A 15855-nucleotide genomic window follows, 5' to 3' on the forward strand; every position below is an offset into this window, starting at 1 on the left:
ACGAAACTCAGAGTAACATAAGTCCGCCGTGACCGTTCACTCAGTTCGTCTCGAAGACCTGCCTCTGCCCCGCTTCAGCGCCGAGGGCCAGCAGATCCTGGACATGATGGCCTCGATGGCGCCCGAGTGCCCGTTGGATGCCGCCGCGCTGCACACGCACGCCAGCGCCGACACCGGCCTGGACGACTTCGGGCCCGACGACTACCGGGAACGCCTCGAGGTCTACCTCGCCGCCCTGCGCGAGATCGACGGCCTGCACGACGCGGGCGTGGTGAACTTCTACGGGCAACTCCTGCAAGTCCTCAAGAACCGGTTGCTGTTGACCGACCTGCTGAGGCGCCATCCCGAGATCAACGAGATCGAACTGCGTTCGCCGGTGGTCATCGCCGGGCTGCCCCGCACCGGCACCACACACCTGCACAATCTGCTCGCCGCGCCGCCGACCTTCCGCACCATGCCGTACTGGGAAAGCAACGAACCGTTCCCGATGCCGAATGAGGTTGACGTCCACCCGGATCCGCGTCGGACCCGGATGGACGTCGCGATCGGGGTGATCAACATGGTGATGCCGCATTTCGCGCTGATGCACGAGATGACCACCGATCACGTCCACGAAGAGATCCAGCTGCTGGCCAACGACGTGTCGACGATGCTGCTGGAGACGCTCGCCGACGTCCCCCGCTGGCGCGACTACTACCAGACGCACGATCAGACGCCGCACTACGAATACCTGGCCACCCAACTCCGGGCGATGCAGTACCTGCGTGGGGGTCGGCGCTGGCTGCTCAAATCGCCCCAACACCTCGAGCAGGTGCCGGTCCTGGATCGGGTCTTTCCCGACAGCATCGTGGTGTTCACCCACCGCGACCCGGTCCCGGTGGCGCTGTCGATGATCACGATGATCACCTACTCCGCCCGCATGCACCGCTCGCCGGTGCCGGTGGAGCGGATCGCCAGTTCCTGGATCGACCGCCTGGATCAGATGCTCACCGCGCTGATCCGCGACCGCGACACCATCGGTCCGGACCGCTCGATCGACATCCGGTTCGACGACTTCATGGCCGACGAAATCGGCGTGGCCGAACGGGTCTACGCCCTGGCCGGCGAACCCTTCACCGAGGAGGCGCGCAACGCCGTCGACGACTACCTGACGGGTCACCGGCGCGGACGGCTGGGCAGCGTCGTGACGTCCTACGAGATGTTCGGGCTGAACGAGGAGAGCCTGCGTGAGCGCTTCGCACCCTACGTCGAGCGGTTCCTGAAATAGGCGCGGTGCGCTAGTTTTTCAACCCATGGTCACTATGCCCGCGCTGGACGGCGTCGAACACAGGTACGTCGAGCTGGGAGGCGGCGTCACCATCCATGTCGCGGATGCCGGTCCGGCCGACGGACCGGCCGTCATGCTGGTGCACGGCTTCCCGGAGAACTGGTGGGAGTGGCACGAGCTGATCGGTCCGCTGGCCGCCGACGGTTACCGGGTGGTGTGTCCCGACCTGCGGGGGGCGGGCTGGAGTTCGGCGCCGCGCTCGCGATACCTGAAGGCGGAGATGGCCGAGGACCTTGCGGGCGTACTGGACGAGTTGGGCATCGCGAAAGTGAAGCTGGTCGCCCACGATTGGGGCGGGCCCGCGGCTTTCATCATGATGTTGCGCCATCCGGAGAAGGTGACGGGCTTTTTCGGACTCAACACCGTGGCGCCCTGGGCGAAGTTCGATTTGGCGGCGGTCCGCGACCTCTGGCGCTTCTGGTATCAGGTTCCGATGTTGCTGCCCGTGATCGGACCTCGGGTGCTCAGCGATCCCCACTGGCGGTTTCCCCGGATCCTGGGTTCGTGGGTCGGCGGCGGGTTTCCACTGCCCGAGGACAGCGTGCGGTTATACGCGGAGTGCATGCGCGAGCCCGGGCACGCGGAGGCCGGATCGCGGTGGTATCGCAGCTTTCAGACCACGGAGATGCGCCGCTGGCTGGGTGGTGAGTACGACGATTGTCGAGTCGACGTACCGGTGCGCTGGCTGAGCGGTACCGATGATCCGGTGATCACGCCGCGGCTTCTGGACGGATATGCCGACCACATAAGCGATTTCGAGGTGGAGCTGGTCGACGGAGTCGGTCACTGGATCGTCGCGCAGCGACCGGATTTGGTGCTGGATCGGTTGCGCGCGTTCCTGAAACTCTGAGTCAGTCGACGCCGATGGTGACTTCGGTCGACTTGATGAACACCGTCGCCTTCTGACCGACCTCAAGGCCGAGGTCGGTCGCGGCATCCTTGGTGACCGACGACGTGATCACCTGGTCGCCGCCGTCGAGCGTCACCTTGACCACCGCCATCACCGTGCCGAGATCGACCTCGGTGATGGTCCCCTTGAGCTGATTTCGCGTTGACAGCCGCATCGCTAGGTCCTCCGTTTCCGCAAAAGACATTCCGGCGATGAGCCTAGGCCCCGAAAACCGTTCGCGCGACGGGTTTCTGCGCCGTCAGTGCCGGGGGCCCAGCAGGGCGACGGAGGCATCCACGGCGGGTTCGACGATCTCACGGACCGGTTTACCGTCTTCGACCGCAAGCGCGGTGAGCTCACGCAGACCGCCCAACAGGATCACGGCCAACGGCGCCGTCAACGGAGGCAGCTTGGCGCGCCGAAATCCGGGACTGGCGCTGAGGTCGATCAGCAGGCTGGTCAGCAACTGTAGTCCGCGGCGCTGGACGGGGCGAGCGGCCGCACCCAGCGAGGGTAGTTCGCGGATCCAGCTCAACGTGATGGCCGGGCGGGCCTCGATGTATCCCACATAGGCCTCGACCGCCTGACGGATCTGGACGTGCCAATCGGCCCCGGAATCGACCGACGCCGCGATCTTGGCGCCCAACTTCTCGATGTCGACGGCCAGCAGCTCCAGGAAGCACTCTTCCTTGCCGGCGAAGTGGTCGTAGAACGTGCGCTTGGAGGTCCGCGCGTAGCGGACAACGTCGGCGACCGTGCTGGCGCGGTAACCACGCTCGCTGATCGAGGCGGCGAGGCCGTCGAGCAACCGGAGTCGAAACGGATCGACGTCGCCGACCGCGGGGTCGTCATCCGTTGCTGTCATTGCTGAGGTCACGGCCGGCGCCCCCTTTCGATTCGAACGCATCTTGTCAGCTTTGGTACTGCAGAGTACCGTACTCGAAAGGTCCGTGGTACATCGCGGTACCAACTTCCGGCCCGGCAGATGTGGGGAGCAATGACGCCATGAGTGATGTAGCCACCGTCCCGCCGCCCGCGGTCCACTTGCCTCCTGCGGTTCGAAGCCCGAAGCTATTGCAGGGCATCGGCTTTGCCGTGTCCCGACGGATGATGATGCGACGCCTGTCACGCCGTTACGGCAACGTCTTCACGCTGCGCCTGCCGATGTGGGGGCGTGTCATCATGGTCAGCGACCCACAGCTGGCCAAGCAGATCTTCACCACCAGCCCAGACGAACTCGGCAACATCCAGCCGAATTTGAGCAGGCTGTTCGGCTCCGGCTCGGTATTCGGGCTCGAGGGCGATGACCACCGCCGCCGGCGGCGACTGCTGGCGCCGCCGTTTCACGGCAAGAGCATGAAGAACTACGAGGCGATCATCGAAGAAGAGACGCTGCGCGAGATGGCCGACTGGCCGGAGGGCAGGTCATTCCCGACGCTGCCGCCGATGATGCGAATCACGCTCAACGCGATCCTGCGCGCGGTCTTCGGCGCCGAGGGCGCCGAACTCGACGAGCTGCGCCGGCTCATCCCGCCATGGGTCACCCTGGGATCACGCCTTGCGGCGCTGCCCAAGCCGAAGCGCTATTCCCGGTTCGGCCTGTGGGGTCGGCTGGACAAGTGGCGGCGTCAATACGACGCCGTCATCGAGAAGCTGATCGCAGCGGAGCGGGCCGATCCGGGCTTCGCCGAGCGAACCGACGTGCTCGCGCTGCTGCTGCGCAGCACCTATGACGACGGTGCAGCCATGTCGCACAAGGAGATTGGCGACGAGCTCCTGGCTCTGCTGGCCGCCGGGCACGAGACCACCGCGTCAACGCTGGCGTGGGCATTCGAGCGGATCAGCCGGCACCCCGAGCTGTTGGCGAGGCTTGTCGAGGAGGCCGACGGGGTCGGTGATGGCGGCAACGAGCTGCGCCAGGCGACGATCCTGGAAGTCCAACGGGCGAGGACCGTCATCGATTTCGCCGGTCGCCATGTTTACCCCGAGGCCTACCGGCTCGGCGAATGGGTGATCCCGCGCGGCTATTCGATCATCGTCGGCATCGGGCAGATTCACGACAATCCCGACGTGTTCTCAGATCCCGGGCGGTTCGACCCGCAACGGTTCATCGACACGAAACCGTCGGCGCTGTCGTGGATCCCGTTCGGCGGGGGGACGCGCCGGTGTGTTGGGGCAGCGTTCGCCAACATGGAAATGGACGTCGTGCTGCGAACGGTGTTGCGGCACTTGACCATTGAGACCACGGACGCTCCGGGCGAGCGCTGGCACGGCCGCGGGGTCGCGTTCACCCCGAAGGACGGCGGCCGAATCGCGATGCGGCGGCGCTGAACTACTGCGCGGCCGCGCGACGCGGCAGCTTCCAGCCCGGACGGATGAAGTGGCAGGTGTATCCGTTCGGATAGTGCTGCAGGTAGTCCTGGTGCTCGGGTTCGGCTTCCCAGAAGTCGCCGGCCGGGCTGACCTCGGTCACCACCTTGCCGGGCCACAGCCCCGATGCCTCGACATCGGCGATGGTGTCCAGCGCGATCCGCTTCTGGTCCTCGTCCAGATAGAAGATGGCCGACCGGTAACTGGGGCCCCGGTCGTTGCCCTGCCGGTCTTTCGTTGTCGGATCGTGGATCTGGAAGAAGAACTCCAGGATCGTGCGGTAGTCGGTGACCGCCGGGTCGTAGACGATCTCGATGGCTTCGGCGTGGGTGCCGTGATTGCGGTAGGTCGCATTGGGGACGTCACCGCCGGTGTAACCGACCCGCGTCGAAACCACGCCCGGCTGCTTGCGGATCAGTTCCTGCATCCCCCAGAAGCAGCCGCCGGCGAGAATCGCTTTCTGGTTGGTCATGCTTCGTCCTCCATAACCGGCTAGCACTCGGGCAGGAACAAGGCCCAGGCTACACTCCGCCGATGAGCTGCAATGGTGCCGCGAAATCATGAACAACCCGAAGTTCTCGCGTAGCGAACTGGCCGCCGCGTTCGAGAAGTTCGAAGCGACCGTCGACGCGGCGGCGCGGTCGCAGGACTGGGACGCGTGGGTCCAGCACTACACGCCCGACGTGGTGTACATCGAACACGCGGCGGGCACCATGCACGGCCGCGACGAGGTCCGCGAGTGGATCAGCAGGACGATGGGCAGCTTTCCCGGCAGCCACATGGTCGCGTTCCCGTCGCTGTGGTCGGTGATCGACGAGGAACGCGGGCGCATCATCATGGAGCTCGACAACCCGATGCGCGATCCGGGCGACGGCACCGTCATCAGCGCGACGAACATCTCCATCATCACCTACGCCGGTGACGGCCTGTGGCGTCAACAGGAAGACATCTACAACCCGTTGCGCTTCGTGCGGGCGACGTTGAAGTGGTGCCGCAAGGCGCAGGAACTCGGCACCCTCGACGAGGAAGCCGCGCGTTTCATGGACCAGTACGGAGGGGCCCAGTGACCACCAGACCCAAGCTCGTCATCGGCGCCAACGGCTTCCTGGGTTCGCATGTGACCCGCCAGCTCGTCGCCGACGGTTTCGAAGTCCGGGCCATGGTGCGGCCGAACGCCAACACCCGCTCCATCGACGACCTGGACGTCACCCGGTTTCACGGCGATGTGTTCGACACCGCCGTGCTGCGCGAGGCGATGGACGGCGTGGATGACGTCTACTACTGCGTCGTCGACACCCGCGCCTGGCTGCGCGACACCTCCCCGCTGTTTCGCACCAACGTCGAGGGGCTGCGCAACGTCCTCGAGGTGGCCGTCACGCAGCCCGGCCTGCGCCGGTTCGTCTTCACCAGCACCTACGCGACCGTCGGCCGGCGCCGCGGGCACGTGGCGACCGAAGACGACGTCGTGGGCACTCGCGGGCTGTCGGACTACGTCAAGTCCCGGGTGCAGGCCGAGAACCTGGTGATGCGTTACGTGGCCGAGTCCGGCCTGCCCGCGGTGGCGATGTGCGTGTCGACGACATACGGCGACGGCGATTGGGGTCGCACCCCGCACGGTGCGTTCATCGCCGGCGCGGTCTTCGGCAAGCTGCCCTTCACGATGGAGGGCATCCAGCTGGAGGCCGTGGGCGTCACCGACGCGGCCCGGGCCATGATCCTGGCCGCCGAACGCGGGCGCATCGGCGAGCGATACCTGATCTCCGAGCGGATGATCGCGTTGAAAGAGGTGGTCCGGATCGCGGCGGACGAGGCCGGGGTGCCGCCGCCGCGGCGCTCGATCTCCGTCCCGATGCTCTATGCCCTGGGTGCCCTGGGCAACCTGCGGGCCCGGCTCACCGGCAAGGACGCCGAACTCAGCCTCGCCTCGGTGCGCATGATGCGTGCCGAAGCGCCCGTCGACCACAGCAAGGCGGTGCGCGAATTGGGTTGGCAGCCACGCCCGGTCGAGGAATCCATTCGCGAGGCGGCCCGCTTCTGGGCGGCGATGCGAAATGCCAAGGGTAAGAGCGCGACTCCCGGCTGAACGCCACGCCGATCGCCGTTCAGGATGCGCCGCGGCACGTCGTGGGGGACTAGCCTCGGGCGGTATGCCGACCGCGCGAGTACCCGTCGATCTCAGCGGGGCGCCCCAGACCATGCTGGCGACGTTCTACGCGAAGGCGCTGGACGCCGACTTCGACAAGCCGATCCTGGGCGATCGGTACGCGAAGGAGATCGTCGAGCGGATCGACTACGACTGGAAGAAGACGACCATCACCGCGCGGCGGGCGCCCTCGGTGACCTCGCGGTCGGCGCACTTTGACGAATGGACACGCAAATTCCTTGCCGCGCACCCGCATTCGGTTGTGCTGCACCTGGGCTGCGGGCTGGACAGCCGGTTTTTCCGCGTGCAGCCCGGCCCGGGTGTCGAGTGGTACGACGTCGACTACCCCGAGGTTACGGCGCTGCGCGCCCAGCTCTACCCGAGCCGCGATCACTACCGCGTCATCGCCGCCTCGGTCACCGACCCGGCATGGCTGGAAGACATCCCCGCCGACCGTCCCACCCTGATGATCGGGGAGGGGCTGACCATGTACCTCACCGAGCGGGACGGCACCGCGCTCCTGCGGAGGGTGGTCGACCGGTTCGGTTCGGGTGAGCTGCAGTTCGACGCGTTCAATTGGCTGGGAATCAAGTCGCAATGGCTCAACACGGTGGTGCGGCGGTCGGGAGCCACGCTGCATTGGGCGATCAACGGACCCGACGACATCGTCAAAGCCGTGCCGGAGGTGCGGCTGCTGGCCTGGGAACGATGGTTCGAGTCGGACACCTTCAAGCGCTTGCCCCGGTCAACCCGAGTCCTGGGCAAGGTCATGTCGCGGCTTGAGGCGGTGGCGAACATGGCGCAATACCACCGCTACGCATTCGGTCCGGCCGAACGGGAAGGCTAGGCCACGGACGCGCGTTGAACGATTGATAGGCGCCTGAAGGAGGAACCACCATGGCCCACCCGGAAATCAAAGAGCCCAACGCGGGGCACCCGATCACCATTGAGCCCACCAAGGGACGGGTGCAGGTGCGCGTCAATGGCGAGCTCGTCGCCGACACCACCGCCGCGCTGGAACTGCGTGAAGCCACTTTGCCTGCGGTGCAATACATTCCGATCGCCGACGTGGTACAGGATCGGCTCACCCGGACGGACACCAGCACGTACTGCCCCTTCAAGGGCGACGCCAGCTACTACAGCGTGACGACTTCGGCCGGTGACACCGTCGACGACGTGATCTGGACGTACGAGCAGCCGTATCCGGCGGTCGCGGCGATCGCCGGGCATGTGGCGTTCTACCCCAACAAGGCCGACATCAGCGTCGTAGCTCAGTAGGGGACCCACCCGGGAAGCGCGGTCGCCACCGCGCGGGTGTCGCTGTAGAGGCGCATCGAGACGATCAGCCCGTCGCGGGTGTCGAAGATGCACACGAATGGGCTGTCGTACTCGGCGCCGGCGGACGTGGTGCCGGTGGCCTGCGCCTCCACCACCACGGTCTCCCCCTCGTTGACGCAGCGCACCAGGTCGATGGTCAGTTCGAGTTCCTGTTTGCGTCGCTCCACCGCACGCCGAAACGCGTCCTTGTCACAGGACGTGCGGGTGTAGAGCGTCCAGTAGGTGAAGTCGTCGCTGAGCAGGGAGAAGCCCTCGTCCAGATCGCCGCCGTCGCTGGTGCTCTGCAGGAACATCCAGGCCAGTTCGCCCTGCGGGTCATCGAACGGCGTCATCACAACGCAATATTGACGTGGGACGCAGTTCACGGTCAATCACGGCAGTCGGGGAGTCATCAGGTGGAAAGCGCGCGCACGGTCGTGTTTCCCGGCGCCGTCAGCTTCGGGCACACGTTGGCGCCCCTTCGCCGCGGCCGAGGGGATCCGTGCTTCCGGGCTCCCGGTGACGGCTCGATCTGGCGTACCAGCCTGCTACCCACCGGTCCGGTCACGGCCCGGATCAGCCGCGTCGCCCACAACGCCGCCCGCGCCGTGGCGTGGGGCGGCGGCGCGCAGGAGTTCGTCGAGATGCTGCCCGCCCTGCTCGGTCTCGAGGACGACGACTCGGACTTCGTGCCGCACCATCCGACGGTTGCCGCCGCACAGCAACGGGTTCCACACCTGCGCCTCGGAAGAACCGGCCTGGTGCTGGAGGCGCTGATCCCGGCCATCATCGAGCAGCGGGTGCCCGGCGCCGATGCGTTTCGCGCATGGCGGGTGCTGGTGTCGAAGTACGGCACGCCGGCGCCGGGTCCGGCGCCGGACGGGATGCGCGTCATGCCGGCCGCGGAGGTCTGGCGATACATCCCGTCGTGGGAGTTTCATCGCGCCAATGTGGACCCGAGACGGGCGCAGGCGGTGGTGACCTGCGCGCGTCGGGCCTCCTCGCTGGAGCGGCTGGCGGGTGGGCCGGCCGTGCAGGCGCGTGCGGCGCTCATGTCGCTGCCGGGCGTGGGGGAGTGGACCGCCGCCGAGACGGCACAACGCGCCTTCGGTGACGCCGACGCCGTGTCGGTGGGCGACTACCACATCCCCAAAATGATCGGCTGGACGTTGCTGGGGCGGCCCGTCGACGACGCCGGCATGCTCGAACTGCTCGAGCCGATGCGCCCGCACCGCCAGCGCGTGGTCCGGCTCCTCGAGGCCAGCGGACTGGCGTACGAACCGCGCCGCGGACCGCGGCTGCCGGTGCAGCAAATCCACTCACTTTGATCCGTCGCGTTTTTCACTATCGCCACCGGGTACCCAACGGGGCAGTAACCGTGTGTGAACCCCATGGAAGGAAGCTAGGAAACAAGCGATGACTCAGTTCACGATTCCGGGATTGACCGACAAGCAGGCGGCACGACTCACCGAACTGCTGCAAAAGCAACTGAGCACTTACAACGATCTGCACCTGACGCTCAAGCACATTCACTGGAACGTGGTGGGGCCCAACTTCATCGGCGTGCACGAGATGATCGACCCGCAGGTGGATGCGGTCCGCGGATTCGCCGACGATGTCGCCGAACGTATTGCGGCTCTTGGTGCTTCGCCGCAGGGTACTCCCGGTGCCATCATCAAGGACCGCTCGTGGGACGACTATTCGGTCGGCCGCGATACGGTCCAGGCCCACCTGGCCGCGCTGGATCTGGTGTACACCGGCGTGATCGAGGACATCCGCCAATACATCGACGAGACAGACGAACTCGACCAGGTGACCCAGGACCTGCTGATCGGCCAGGCGGGTCCGCTGGAGAAGTTCCAATGGTTCGTCCGGGCGCACCTGGAGAGCGCCGGCGGAGAATTGGCTCACAAAGGCAAGAGCACCGAGAAGGACGCCGCAAGCAGCGCGCGTGGCAACTCCTGACGGTTGTCCTAGTGACGGTGCTTGGAATCGGCGCCCCGCGAACCGTTTTTGGGGACTAGGACATTGATGCGGTCTCCGGCCGTGAGTTGCACGGCCGGTTGGGCGTCGACCAGCTGCCGGTTGTGGACTACGGATACCGGAAGGTGGCCTGCGGGCCAATCGAGGTCGTCGAGCGTGCGTCCGACCGCGGCCGAATCCGCCGCCAGAGTGTGCTCGATGATGCAGTATCCGTCGAGTTGACTTCGCGGATCGTGTTCGGTCTCGGGACTTCTCGGGTCCGCGGAGTCACCGCCGAGATTCGCGGCGGTGGGTCTGGGTTCGACATCAGTGACGTAGGCACTGACCGCGCGCAGCACGTTCTGGTTGGTCAGCCAACCCTGAACGCGCTGAGCGTCGGTATCGATCACCGGTAGTCCATCGCGGCCGTAGAGCACCAGCTGGCGCAGGGCCTGCGCGAGGCTGTCGTTGGCAAACAGCGCCTGCGGTTCCCGGATCCGGGTCACGGGACCGAGCAGTTGGGTCCTGTCGTGGGTGGCGTCGCTGGTCGGGTGGGTCAGGTCCAGTGGAGTGGCAAATGGATGCATGGCCTCGGCGACCGTGAGGCCCGCAAAAGCGTGGGCGGGCGTGGGGCGATCGATGTCGATGCCCCGGCGTAGCAGCTTGGCGGTGTAGATGGTGCCGTAGGAAAGCCCGCGCGACACCGTGGTCCCCACGGCGACGGCCAGCATGACCGGCAATGTCAGGGTGAAGTCGCCGGTCATCTCGACTGTGCTGGCCAGCGCGGTGAGCGGGGCCCGGGCGGCGGAAGCGAATACCGCGCCCATGCCGACGATGGCATACAGCGCGGGATGTCCCACCGCAGTGCCGATGACGTGCTGGACGATCAACCCGAACGCCATGCCGGAAGTAGCCCCCACGAACAACGACGGAGCGAACACGCCGCCGGAGCCGCCGATCCCGATGGTCAAGCTGCACGCCAGCATTTTGCCGCCGGCGAGGACCACCAGGAACCACAGAGCGTAATGGCCGGCAAAGGCGGCGTACATGACCGGGTAGCCCACCCCGTACAGCTGCGGCACGGCGAGCAACAGCAGGCCCAGCACCAATCCACCGACCGCCGGTCGCGCCCAGTCCGGGCGCTCGCCCCAGAGCCGATCACACAGATCCTCCGTCTTGTACAGGACGTTTTTGAACACGATGCCCAGCACCCCGGCGACCGCCGCAAGAAGGGCGATCAGCAAGTAATTGGCAATGTGATTGAGCTCGATGCCCTCGGGAAGCTTCGTGAGGAAAGGGGCGGAGCCGAAGAACACGCGGGCGATCACGTCGGCGACCATCGCCGAAAGCATGATGGTGAAGATCGCCTCGACCGAGAGTTCACGCAGGATCAGTTCGACGGCGAAGAACACCCCGGTGATCGGGGCGTTGAACGTTGCCGAGATGCCGCCGGCGGCGCCGCACGCCACCAGCACCCTTAGCCGATTCTCCGGCATCCGCACCCATTGACCGAAGCCTGATGCCAGCGCCGCACCGATCTGCACGATCGGCCCCTCCCGACCGACCGAGCCGCCGGTTCCGATGCACATCGCCGAGGCCAGCGCTTTCACCACCGTCACTTGCGGGCGGATGCGGCCGCCGTTCTCTGCGACGGCGATCATCACTTCCGGGACGCCGTGGCCACGCGCCTCGCGCGCGAACCGGCTGATCAGTGGCCCGTACAGCAACCCGCCGATAACGGGGATGACCGCGTAAAACGCGATCCCCAACCAGGGCAGGTGGTCGCTGGCCGCCCACCCCTGTTGGCCGAACTCGTCATGGCCGGTCGCCAGCCAGGTGAAGCCGAAGACCAGGTAGCGGAATGCCACCGCGCCGAGCCCGGCGCCGACCCCCACCACGATTGCCACGCAGAACAAACCCAGTTGGTTCGCCCGCAGCCAGCTCGCGAGCTGTCCCGGAAATCCGGCCCTCGGGTTCGGGTCACCGGCTGATGTGTCCTGCCCCATGCCCGTCACCCTCCCCAGCGGTCTTTTCATCGCTGCGTCGAAACCATGTCCGACCGTCACCCGCACCCGCGACGACTATCTATGTCAGCAAATATTGCCCTATGGAACTATCGGCCGCCTGTCCGCCAGCCGGGAATAAGTGGACCTTAGTCCGGTTATACCGGGCGTTCACCATATGAGGAGGCCAGATGCCTGCAGTCACCGCCGATACCCTGACGCTGCCGCGAGTGAGCGGCCCCGCCCCCGCCGACACCGAGCGGGCCGTCCGATCGATCACCACCGGCCCCCGCGGCTATGAGGGCGAGGGTTTTCCGGTCGTGCGCGCCTTCGCCGGCGTCAGCACGGCCGCGCTCGACCCGTTCGTGCACATGGACCAGATGGGTGAGGTCGACTACCAACCGGGCGAGCCGCGGGGCACCGACTGGCATCCGCACCGCGGCTTCGAAACCGTGACCTACATGCTCGACGGCAAGTTCGCGCACCAGGATTCGCACGGCGGTGGCGGCTTGATCGCCGACGGCGCGACGCAATGGATGACCGCGGGGTCCGGCATCCTGCACATCGAGACGCCGCCGGCCGAACTGGTGGACAGCGGCGGCCTCTTCCACGGCGTCCAGCTGTGGGTCAACCTGCCGAGGAAGGACAAGTTCGCACCTCCGCGCTATCAGGCCATCGAGGGTGGCGACGCGGCCCTGCTCGCCTCCGACGACGGCGGGGCGCTGATCCGCATCATCGCCGGCGAAATCGACGGCCACCCGGGCCCGGGCATCACCCACACCCCGATCACCCTCGCCCACGCGACCATCGAGAACGGGGCCCGGCTCAACATTCCGTGGCGGCGAGATTTCAACGCGCTGGCCTATGTGCTGTCCGGCAGCGGGTACGTCGGTCCGGTCGCACACCCGATCCGCCAGGGGCAGTTAGCGGTCCTGGGAGCCGGCGATCGGATCACGGTTGGCGCCCAGCGGGCACCGGATTCGAGCGGCCTGCCGGCCCGGGGCGCCATTGATGTGCTGCTTCTGGGCGGACGGCCGATTCGCGAACCGGTATTCCACTACGGCCCTTTCGTGATGAACACTCGGGCGGAATTGATCGAGGCGCTAGAGGACTACCAAGCCGGAAAGTTTGGCACCATTCCGCCAAATGCGCTAATGCCGCACCGCGGGGGTGGCACACTTTAGCAATGCATCCCCGGGGGAATCGCAGGCCGGGGCGTCCGCCTGCCGCGAAAGCCGACGAGACGCGGCAGAGGATCATCCAAGCCGCCCGTCTGGTCTTCAGCGAGCGCGGCTACGACGGCGCGACGTTCCAGGCCATCGCGGCACGCGCCGACCTCACCCGACCGGCGATAAACCATTACTTTTCGAGCAAACGAGCGCTTTATCGCGAAGTTATGGACGAGACAAATGAATTCATCATCGGAGCGGGAATTAAACAGGCCGAAGGCGAGACGGGGCTGGTAGCACGGCTGACGGCGTTCATCTCCGCGGCGGTGAAAGCCAATTCGGAAAATCCCGCCGGGTCGGCGTTCATTATCGGCGGCGTACTCGAATCGCAGCGGCACCCGGAATGGAGCGCAACCGAAAATGATTCCGTGCGGGTGGCGCGGGAATTCCTGATGCGCGAAGTGAACGAGGCAATCGTGCGCGGCGAGGTCGTCGCCGACATCGATGCCTCCGCGTTGGTCGAATCGCTGCTCGTGGTGATCTCGGGGGTGGGCCTCTACGCCGGTTACATCAAGAGCTACAAGGAAATGCTGGCCGTCACAGGGATGCTGCGCCAGCTTCTGGAAGGTGCGCTCTGGCGGCCGGAGGCCTAGCGCCGTCGGTGCAGTGAAGTTGCGCACAAAGCGTATAGGCTAACTAACTTATCCCGGTACGATAGACGGGATATGACTGACCTGGATGCCTCGCTACCGCCTTCCGTACGGTCTGCCGGCGACAGCTGGACCATCACCGAACTCGTCGGCGCCACCGCGCTGGGCGTCGCCGCGTCGCGCGCGGCCGAGACCGCCGGACCCGATCCGCTGATCCGCGACGAGTTTGCGCGGCTGCTGGTGTCGTCGGCAGGACCGGCATGGGCCCGGCTGGCCGACCCCGAGCTCGGCTGGCTCGACGGCGATCAGCACGGCCAGCGCGCGCATCGGTGCGGCATCGACTACCAAGCCGTGCGCACCCACTTCTTCGACGAGTACTTCGCCGAGGCCGTCGACGCAGGCATCCGCCAGGTGGTGATCTTGGCCGCCGGCCTCGACTCCCGGGCCTACCGGCTGGACTGGCCGACCGGCACAGTGGTCTACGAGATCGACCAGCCGCAGGTGCTCGAGTACAAGGCGGGCATCCTGCAGCAGCACGGCGCCGTGCCCACCGCCATCCGGCACCCCGTCGCGGTGGACCTGCGCGACGACTGGCCCGCAGCCCTGACCGCCGCCGGATTCGACCGCACCCGGCCCACCGCGTGGCTGGCCGAAGGCCTGCTCCCGTACCTGCCCAGCGACGCCCAGGACCGGCTGTTCGAGATGTTCACCGCGCTCAGCGCACCCGGCAGCCAGGTCGCGATCGAAATGTTCGGCATGAACTCGCGCAGCAACTCGCAACGCTGGCTGCGGATGCGGGAGCGGCTCGGTCTGGACGTCAACGTCCAGGCGCTGACGTACCACGAGCCGGACCGTTCGGATGCCGCGGCGTGGCTGGCCGAGCACGGCTGGCAGGTACGCAGCGTGAGCAACCGCGACGAGATGGCCCGGCTGGGGCGTCCGGTGCCCGACGACCTGACCGACGAGGCGGTCCGCAGCACCCTGTTGCGGGCGCGTCTCGGCGCGCCCACCGCCTGACCGAGGATCGATCCAAGGAGCAACGCCATGAGTTCACTGCGCACGCACGACGACACCTGGGACATCAAGAGCAGCGTCGGCACCACCGCGGTGATGGTCGCCGCGGCGCGGGCCATCGAGACCGAGCAGCCCGACGCGCTGATCCGCGACCCCTACGCCCGGCTGCTCGTCAACAACGCCGGCGCCGAGGTGCTCTGGGAGGCCATGCTCGACCCGGAGGTCGTGGCCAAGATCGAAGCCATCGACGAAGAATCCGCCGCCCGGATCCAGCACATGCGCGGCTACCAGGCGGTGCGGACCCACTTCTTCGACGAGTACTTCGCCGACGCCGTCGCCGCCGGGATCCGACAGGTGGTGATCCTCGCGTCGGGTCTGGATTCGCGGGCGTACCGCCTCGACTGGCCGGCCGGCACCACCGTCTACGAGATCGACCAGCCCCAGGTGCTGGACTACAAGACCACGACGCTGGCCGAAAGTGGCGCCACGCCGTCCGCCGACCGCCGCGAGGTGGCGATCGACCTGCGCGAGGACTGGCCGACCGCGCTGCGCGCCGCTGGCTTCGACCCCGACCGGCCCACCGCCTGGCTGGCGGAGGGCTTGCTGATGTACCTGCCCGCGGAGGCCCAGGACAAACTGTTCACGCAGATCGGCGAGCTGAGTCCGGCGGGCAGTCGGGTCTCCGCCGAGACGGCACCCATGCACGCCGAGGAGCGGCGCCAGCAGATGCGCGAACGGTTCAAAAAGGTGGCCGACCAGCTCGGCCTCGAGGAGACCGTCGACGTCGGCGAACTGATGTACCGCGACGAGCACCGCGCCAACCTCGCCGACTGGCTCAACGAGCACGGCTGGCGCGCCACGGCACAGAACTCGATCGACGAGATGCACCGCCTGAATCGTGGGGTGCAGAGCTCCGAGATCGACGAAGACCGGGACGCCTTCTCCGACTTCGTGATCGCCGAGCGCCTGTAGCGGCGCGCACCGGCTCGTCGACCGTCCGTTGGCTCGCGG

General features: G+C 66.7%; 18 protein-coding genes. 13 read left to right on the top strand and 5 right to left on the bottom strand.

Annotated elements, in window-relative coordinates; translation table 11 throughout:
- The first annotated feature begins 103 nt into the window (after window positions 1–103).
- Together DQP58_RS04135 and DQP58_RS04140 are read left to right on the top strand one after the other, a co-directional pair.
- A complete protein-coding gene (locus DQP58_RS04135; RefSeq protein ID WP_240629560.1) occupies window positions 104–1267 on the top strand; it encodes a sulfotransferase family protein in 1164 nt (387 codons plus the stop codon).
- Window positions 1268–1292: 25 nt separating this feature from the next.
- Complete coding sequence (locus tag DQP58_RS04140; protein ID WP_112707231.1) at window positions 1293–2177, top strand: alpha/beta fold hydrolase; 885 nt, start codon at window positions 1293–1295, stop codon at window positions 2175–2177.
- Window position 2178: 1 nt separating this feature from the next.
- On the opposite strand, the gene DQP58_RS04145 is transcribed toward DQP58_RS04140, so the two are convergent.
- Together DQP58_RS04145 and DQP58_RS04150 are read right to left on the bottom strand one after the other, a co-directional pair.
- Window positions 2179–2391: a TOBE domain-containing protein gene (locus tag DQP58_RS04145; RefSeq protein WP_064938695.1), complete on the bottom strand. Its 213-nt coding sequence runs from the start codon at window positions 2389–2391 to the stop codon at window positions 2179–2181.
- An 84-nt stretch (window positions 2392–2475) separates the two neighbouring features.
- Entirely contained in the window at window positions 2476–3081 is a 606-nt protein-coding gene (locus DQP58_RS04150) for a TetR/AcrR family transcriptional regulator (RefSeq protein WP_112707232.1), read from the bottom strand.
- A gap of 140 nt (window positions 3082–3221) precedes the next feature.
- On the opposite strand from DQP58_RS04150, the gene DQP58_RS04155 reads away from it, so the two are divergent.
- Window positions 3222–4547, top strand: a complete 1326-nt coding sequence (locus tag DQP58_RS04155) for a cytochrome P450 (protein ID WP_112707233.1) — start codon at window positions 3222–3224, stop codon at window positions 4545–4547.
- Window position 4548: 1 nt separating this feature from the next.
- Here DQP58_RS04155 and msrA read toward each other — a convergent pair whose 3' ends face one another.
- Window positions 4549–5058 (bottom strand): peptide-methionine (S)-S-oxide reductase MsrA, encoded by a 510-nt coding sequence (gene msrA, locus DQP58_RS04160; protein WP_112707234.1) that lies wholly within the window; start codon window positions 5056–5058, stop codon window positions 4549–4551.
- A gap of 88 nt (window positions 5059–5146) precedes the next feature.
- On the opposite strand from msrA, the gene DQP58_RS04165 reads away from it, so the two are divergent.
- From DQP58_RS04165 to DQP58_RS04180, 4 genes are all read left to right on the top strand, one after another.
- On the top strand, window positions 5147–5653 hold the full coding sequence (locus DQP58_RS04165) for a nuclear transport factor 2 family protein (RefSeq protein WP_112707235.1): 507 nt from the start codon (window positions 5147–5149) through the stop codon (window positions 5651–5653).
- Window positions 5650–6669: an NAD-dependent epimerase/dehydratase family protein gene (locus DQP58_RS04170; RefSeq protein WP_112707236.1), complete on the top strand. Its 1020-nt coding sequence runs from the start codon at window positions 5650–5652 to the stop codon at window positions 6667–6669. Before DQP58_RS04165 ends, DQP58_RS04170 begins: the two co-directional genes overlap by 4 nt.
- A gap of 64 nt (window positions 6670–6733) precedes the next feature.
- Window positions 6734–7576, top strand: a complete 843-nt coding sequence (locus DQP58_RS04175; RefSeq protein ID WP_112707237.1) for a class I SAM-dependent methyltransferase — start codon at window positions 6734–6736, stop codon at window positions 7574–7576.
- Between the two features lie 50 nt (window positions 7577–7626).
- The gene (locus DQP58_RS04180; RefSeq protein WP_112707238.1) at window positions 7627–8007 is read left to right on the top strand and encodes a DUF427 domain-containing protein; all 381 of its coding nucleotides are present in this window, start codon (window positions 7627–7629) and stop codon (window positions 8005–8007) included.
- Here the strand turns inward: DQP58_RS04180 and DQP58_RS04185 are convergent.
- The gene (locus DQP58_RS04185) at window positions 8001–8402 is read right to left on the bottom strand and encodes a nuclear transport factor 2 family protein (RefSeq protein ID WP_112707239.1); all 402 of its coding nucleotides are present in this window, start codon (window positions 8400–8402) and stop codon (window positions 8001–8003) included. The genes DQP58_RS04180 and DQP58_RS04185 overlap by 7 nt on opposite strands.
- 60 nt (window positions 8403–8462) lie before the next feature.
- On the opposite strand from DQP58_RS04185, the gene DQP58_RS04190 reads away from it, so the two are divergent.
- Both DQP58_RS04190 and DQP58_RS04195 read left to right on the top strand, forming a co-directional pair.
- Complete coding sequence (locus DQP58_RS04190) at window positions 8463–9374, top strand: DNA-3-methyladenine glycosylase family protein (protein WP_112707240.1); 912 nt, start codon at window positions 8463–8465, stop codon at window positions 9372–9374.
- Window positions 9375–9462: 88 nt separating this feature from the next.
- Window positions 9463–10011 carry a Dps family protein gene (locus tag DQP58_RS04195; protein WP_112707241.1) on the top strand — a complete coding sequence of 183 codons (549 nt, stop codon included), beginning with the start codon at window positions 9463–9465 and terminating at the stop codon, window positions 10009–10011.
- Between the two features lie 8 nt (window positions 10012–10019).
- Here DQP58_RS04195 and DQP58_RS04200 read toward each other — a convergent pair whose 3' ends face one another.
- The gene (locus DQP58_RS04200; RefSeq protein WP_112707242.1) at window positions 10020–12014 is read right to left on the bottom strand and encodes a chloride channel protein; all 1995 of its coding nucleotides are present in this window, start codon (window positions 12012–12014) and stop codon (window positions 10020–10022) included.
- A gap of 188 nt (window positions 12015–12202) precedes the next feature.
- Between DQP58_RS04200 and DQP58_RS04205 the strand changes: the two genes are divergently transcribed.
- The 4 genes from DQP58_RS04205 (at window position 12203) to DQP58_RS04220 (ending at window position 15816) form a co-directional block, all read left to right on the top strand.
- Window positions 12203–13195 carry a pirin family protein gene (locus DQP58_RS04205; protein WP_112707243.1) on the top strand — a complete coding sequence of 331 codons (993 nt, stop codon included), beginning with the start codon at window positions 12203–12205 and terminating at the stop codon, window positions 13193–13195.
- A 2-nt stretch (window positions 13196–13197) separates the two neighbouring features.
- Window positions 13198–13833, top strand: coding sequence for a TetR/AcrR family transcriptional regulator (locus tag DQP58_RS04210; protein ID WP_112707244.1), 636 nt, complete (start codon window positions 13198–13200; stop codon window positions 13831–13833).
- Between the two features lie 72 nt (window positions 13834–13905).
- Window positions 13906–14847 (top strand): class I SAM-dependent methyltransferase, encoded by a 942-nt coding sequence (locus tag DQP58_RS04215; RefSeq protein ID WP_112707245.1) that lies wholly within the window; start codon window positions 13906–13908, stop codon window positions 14845–14847.
- 27 nt (window positions 14848–14874) lie between these two features.
- Window positions 14875–15816, top strand: a complete 942-nt coding sequence (locus DQP58_RS04220; RefSeq protein WP_112707246.1) for a class I SAM-dependent methyltransferase — start codon at window positions 14875–14877, stop codon at window positions 15814–15816.
- The last annotated feature ends 39 nt before the right edge of the window (window positions 15817–15855 follow it).

The sequence above is a fragment of the Mycobacterium colombiense genome (assembly GCF_003284975.1).
GTDB lineage: Bacteria > Actinomycetota > Actinomycetes > Mycobacteriales > Mycobacteriaceae > Mycobacterium > Mycobacterium europaeum_A.

What these genes read in the sequence shown, in the direction of transcription:
- DQP58_RS04145 (WP_064938695.1), bottom strand. Translation starts at nt 2,391, where the DNA reads ATGCGGCTGTCAACGCGAAATCAGCTCAAGGGGACCATCACCGAGGTC.
- DQP58_RS04175 (WP_112707237.1), top strand. Translation starts at nt 6,734, where the DNA reads ATGCCGACCGCGCGAGTACCCGTCGATCTCAGCGGGGCGCCCCAGACC.
- DQP58_RS04180 (WP_112707238.1), top strand. Translation starts at nt 7,627, where the DNA reads ATGGCCCACCCGGAAATCAAAGAGCCCAACGCGGGGCACCCGATCACC.
- msrA (WP_112707234.1), bottom strand. Translation starts at nt 5,058, where the DNA reads ATGACCAACCAGAAAGCGATTCTCGCCGGCGGCTGCTTCTGGGGGATG.
- DQP58_RS04135 (WP_240629560.1), top strand. Translation starts at nt 104, where the DNA reads ATGATGGCCTCGATGGCGCCCGAGTGCCCGTTGGATGCCGCCGCGCTG.
- DQP58_RS04205 (WP_112707243.1), top strand. Translation starts at nt 12,203, where the DNA reads ATGCCTGCAGTCACCGCCGATACCCTGACGCTGCCGCGAGTGAGCGGC.
- DQP58_RS04215 (WP_112707245.1), top strand. Translation starts at nt 13,906, where the DNA reads ATGACTGACCTGGATGCCTCGCTACCGCCTTCCGTACGGTCTGCCGGC.
- DQP58_RS04150 (WP_112707232.1), bottom strand. Translation starts at nt 3,081, where the DNA reads ATGACAGCAACGGATGACGACCCCGCGGTCGGCGACGTCGATCCGTTT.
- DQP58_RS04195 (WP_112707241.1), top strand. Translation starts at nt 9,463, where the DNA reads ATGACTCAGTTCACGATTCCGGGATTGACCGACAAGCAGGCGGCACGA.
- DQP58_RS04200 (WP_112707242.1), bottom strand. Translation starts at nt 12,014, where the DNA reads ATGGGGCAGGACACATCAGCCGGTGACCCGAACCCGAGGGCCGGATTT.
- DQP58_RS04155 (WP_112707233.1), top strand. Translation starts at nt 3,222, where the DNA reads ATGAGTGATGTAGCCACCGTCCCGCCGCCCGCGGTCCACTTGCCTCCT.
- DQP58_RS04140 (WP_112707231.1), top strand. Translation starts at nt 1,293, where the DNA reads ATGGTCACTATGCCCGCGCTGGACGGCGTCGAACACAGGTACGTCGAG.
- DQP58_RS04165 (WP_112707235.1), top strand. Translation starts at nt 5,147, where the DNA reads ATGAACAACCCGAAGTTCTCGCGTAGCGAACTGGCCGCCGCGTTCGAG.
- DQP58_RS04210 (WP_112707244.1), top strand. Translation starts at nt 13,198, where the DNA reads ATGCATCCCCGGGGGAATCGCAGGCCGGGGCGTCCGCCTGCCGCGAAA.
- DQP58_RS04220 (WP_112707246.1), top strand. Translation starts at nt 14,875, where the DNA reads ATGAGTTCACTGCGCACGCACGACGACACCTGGGACATCAAGAGCAGC.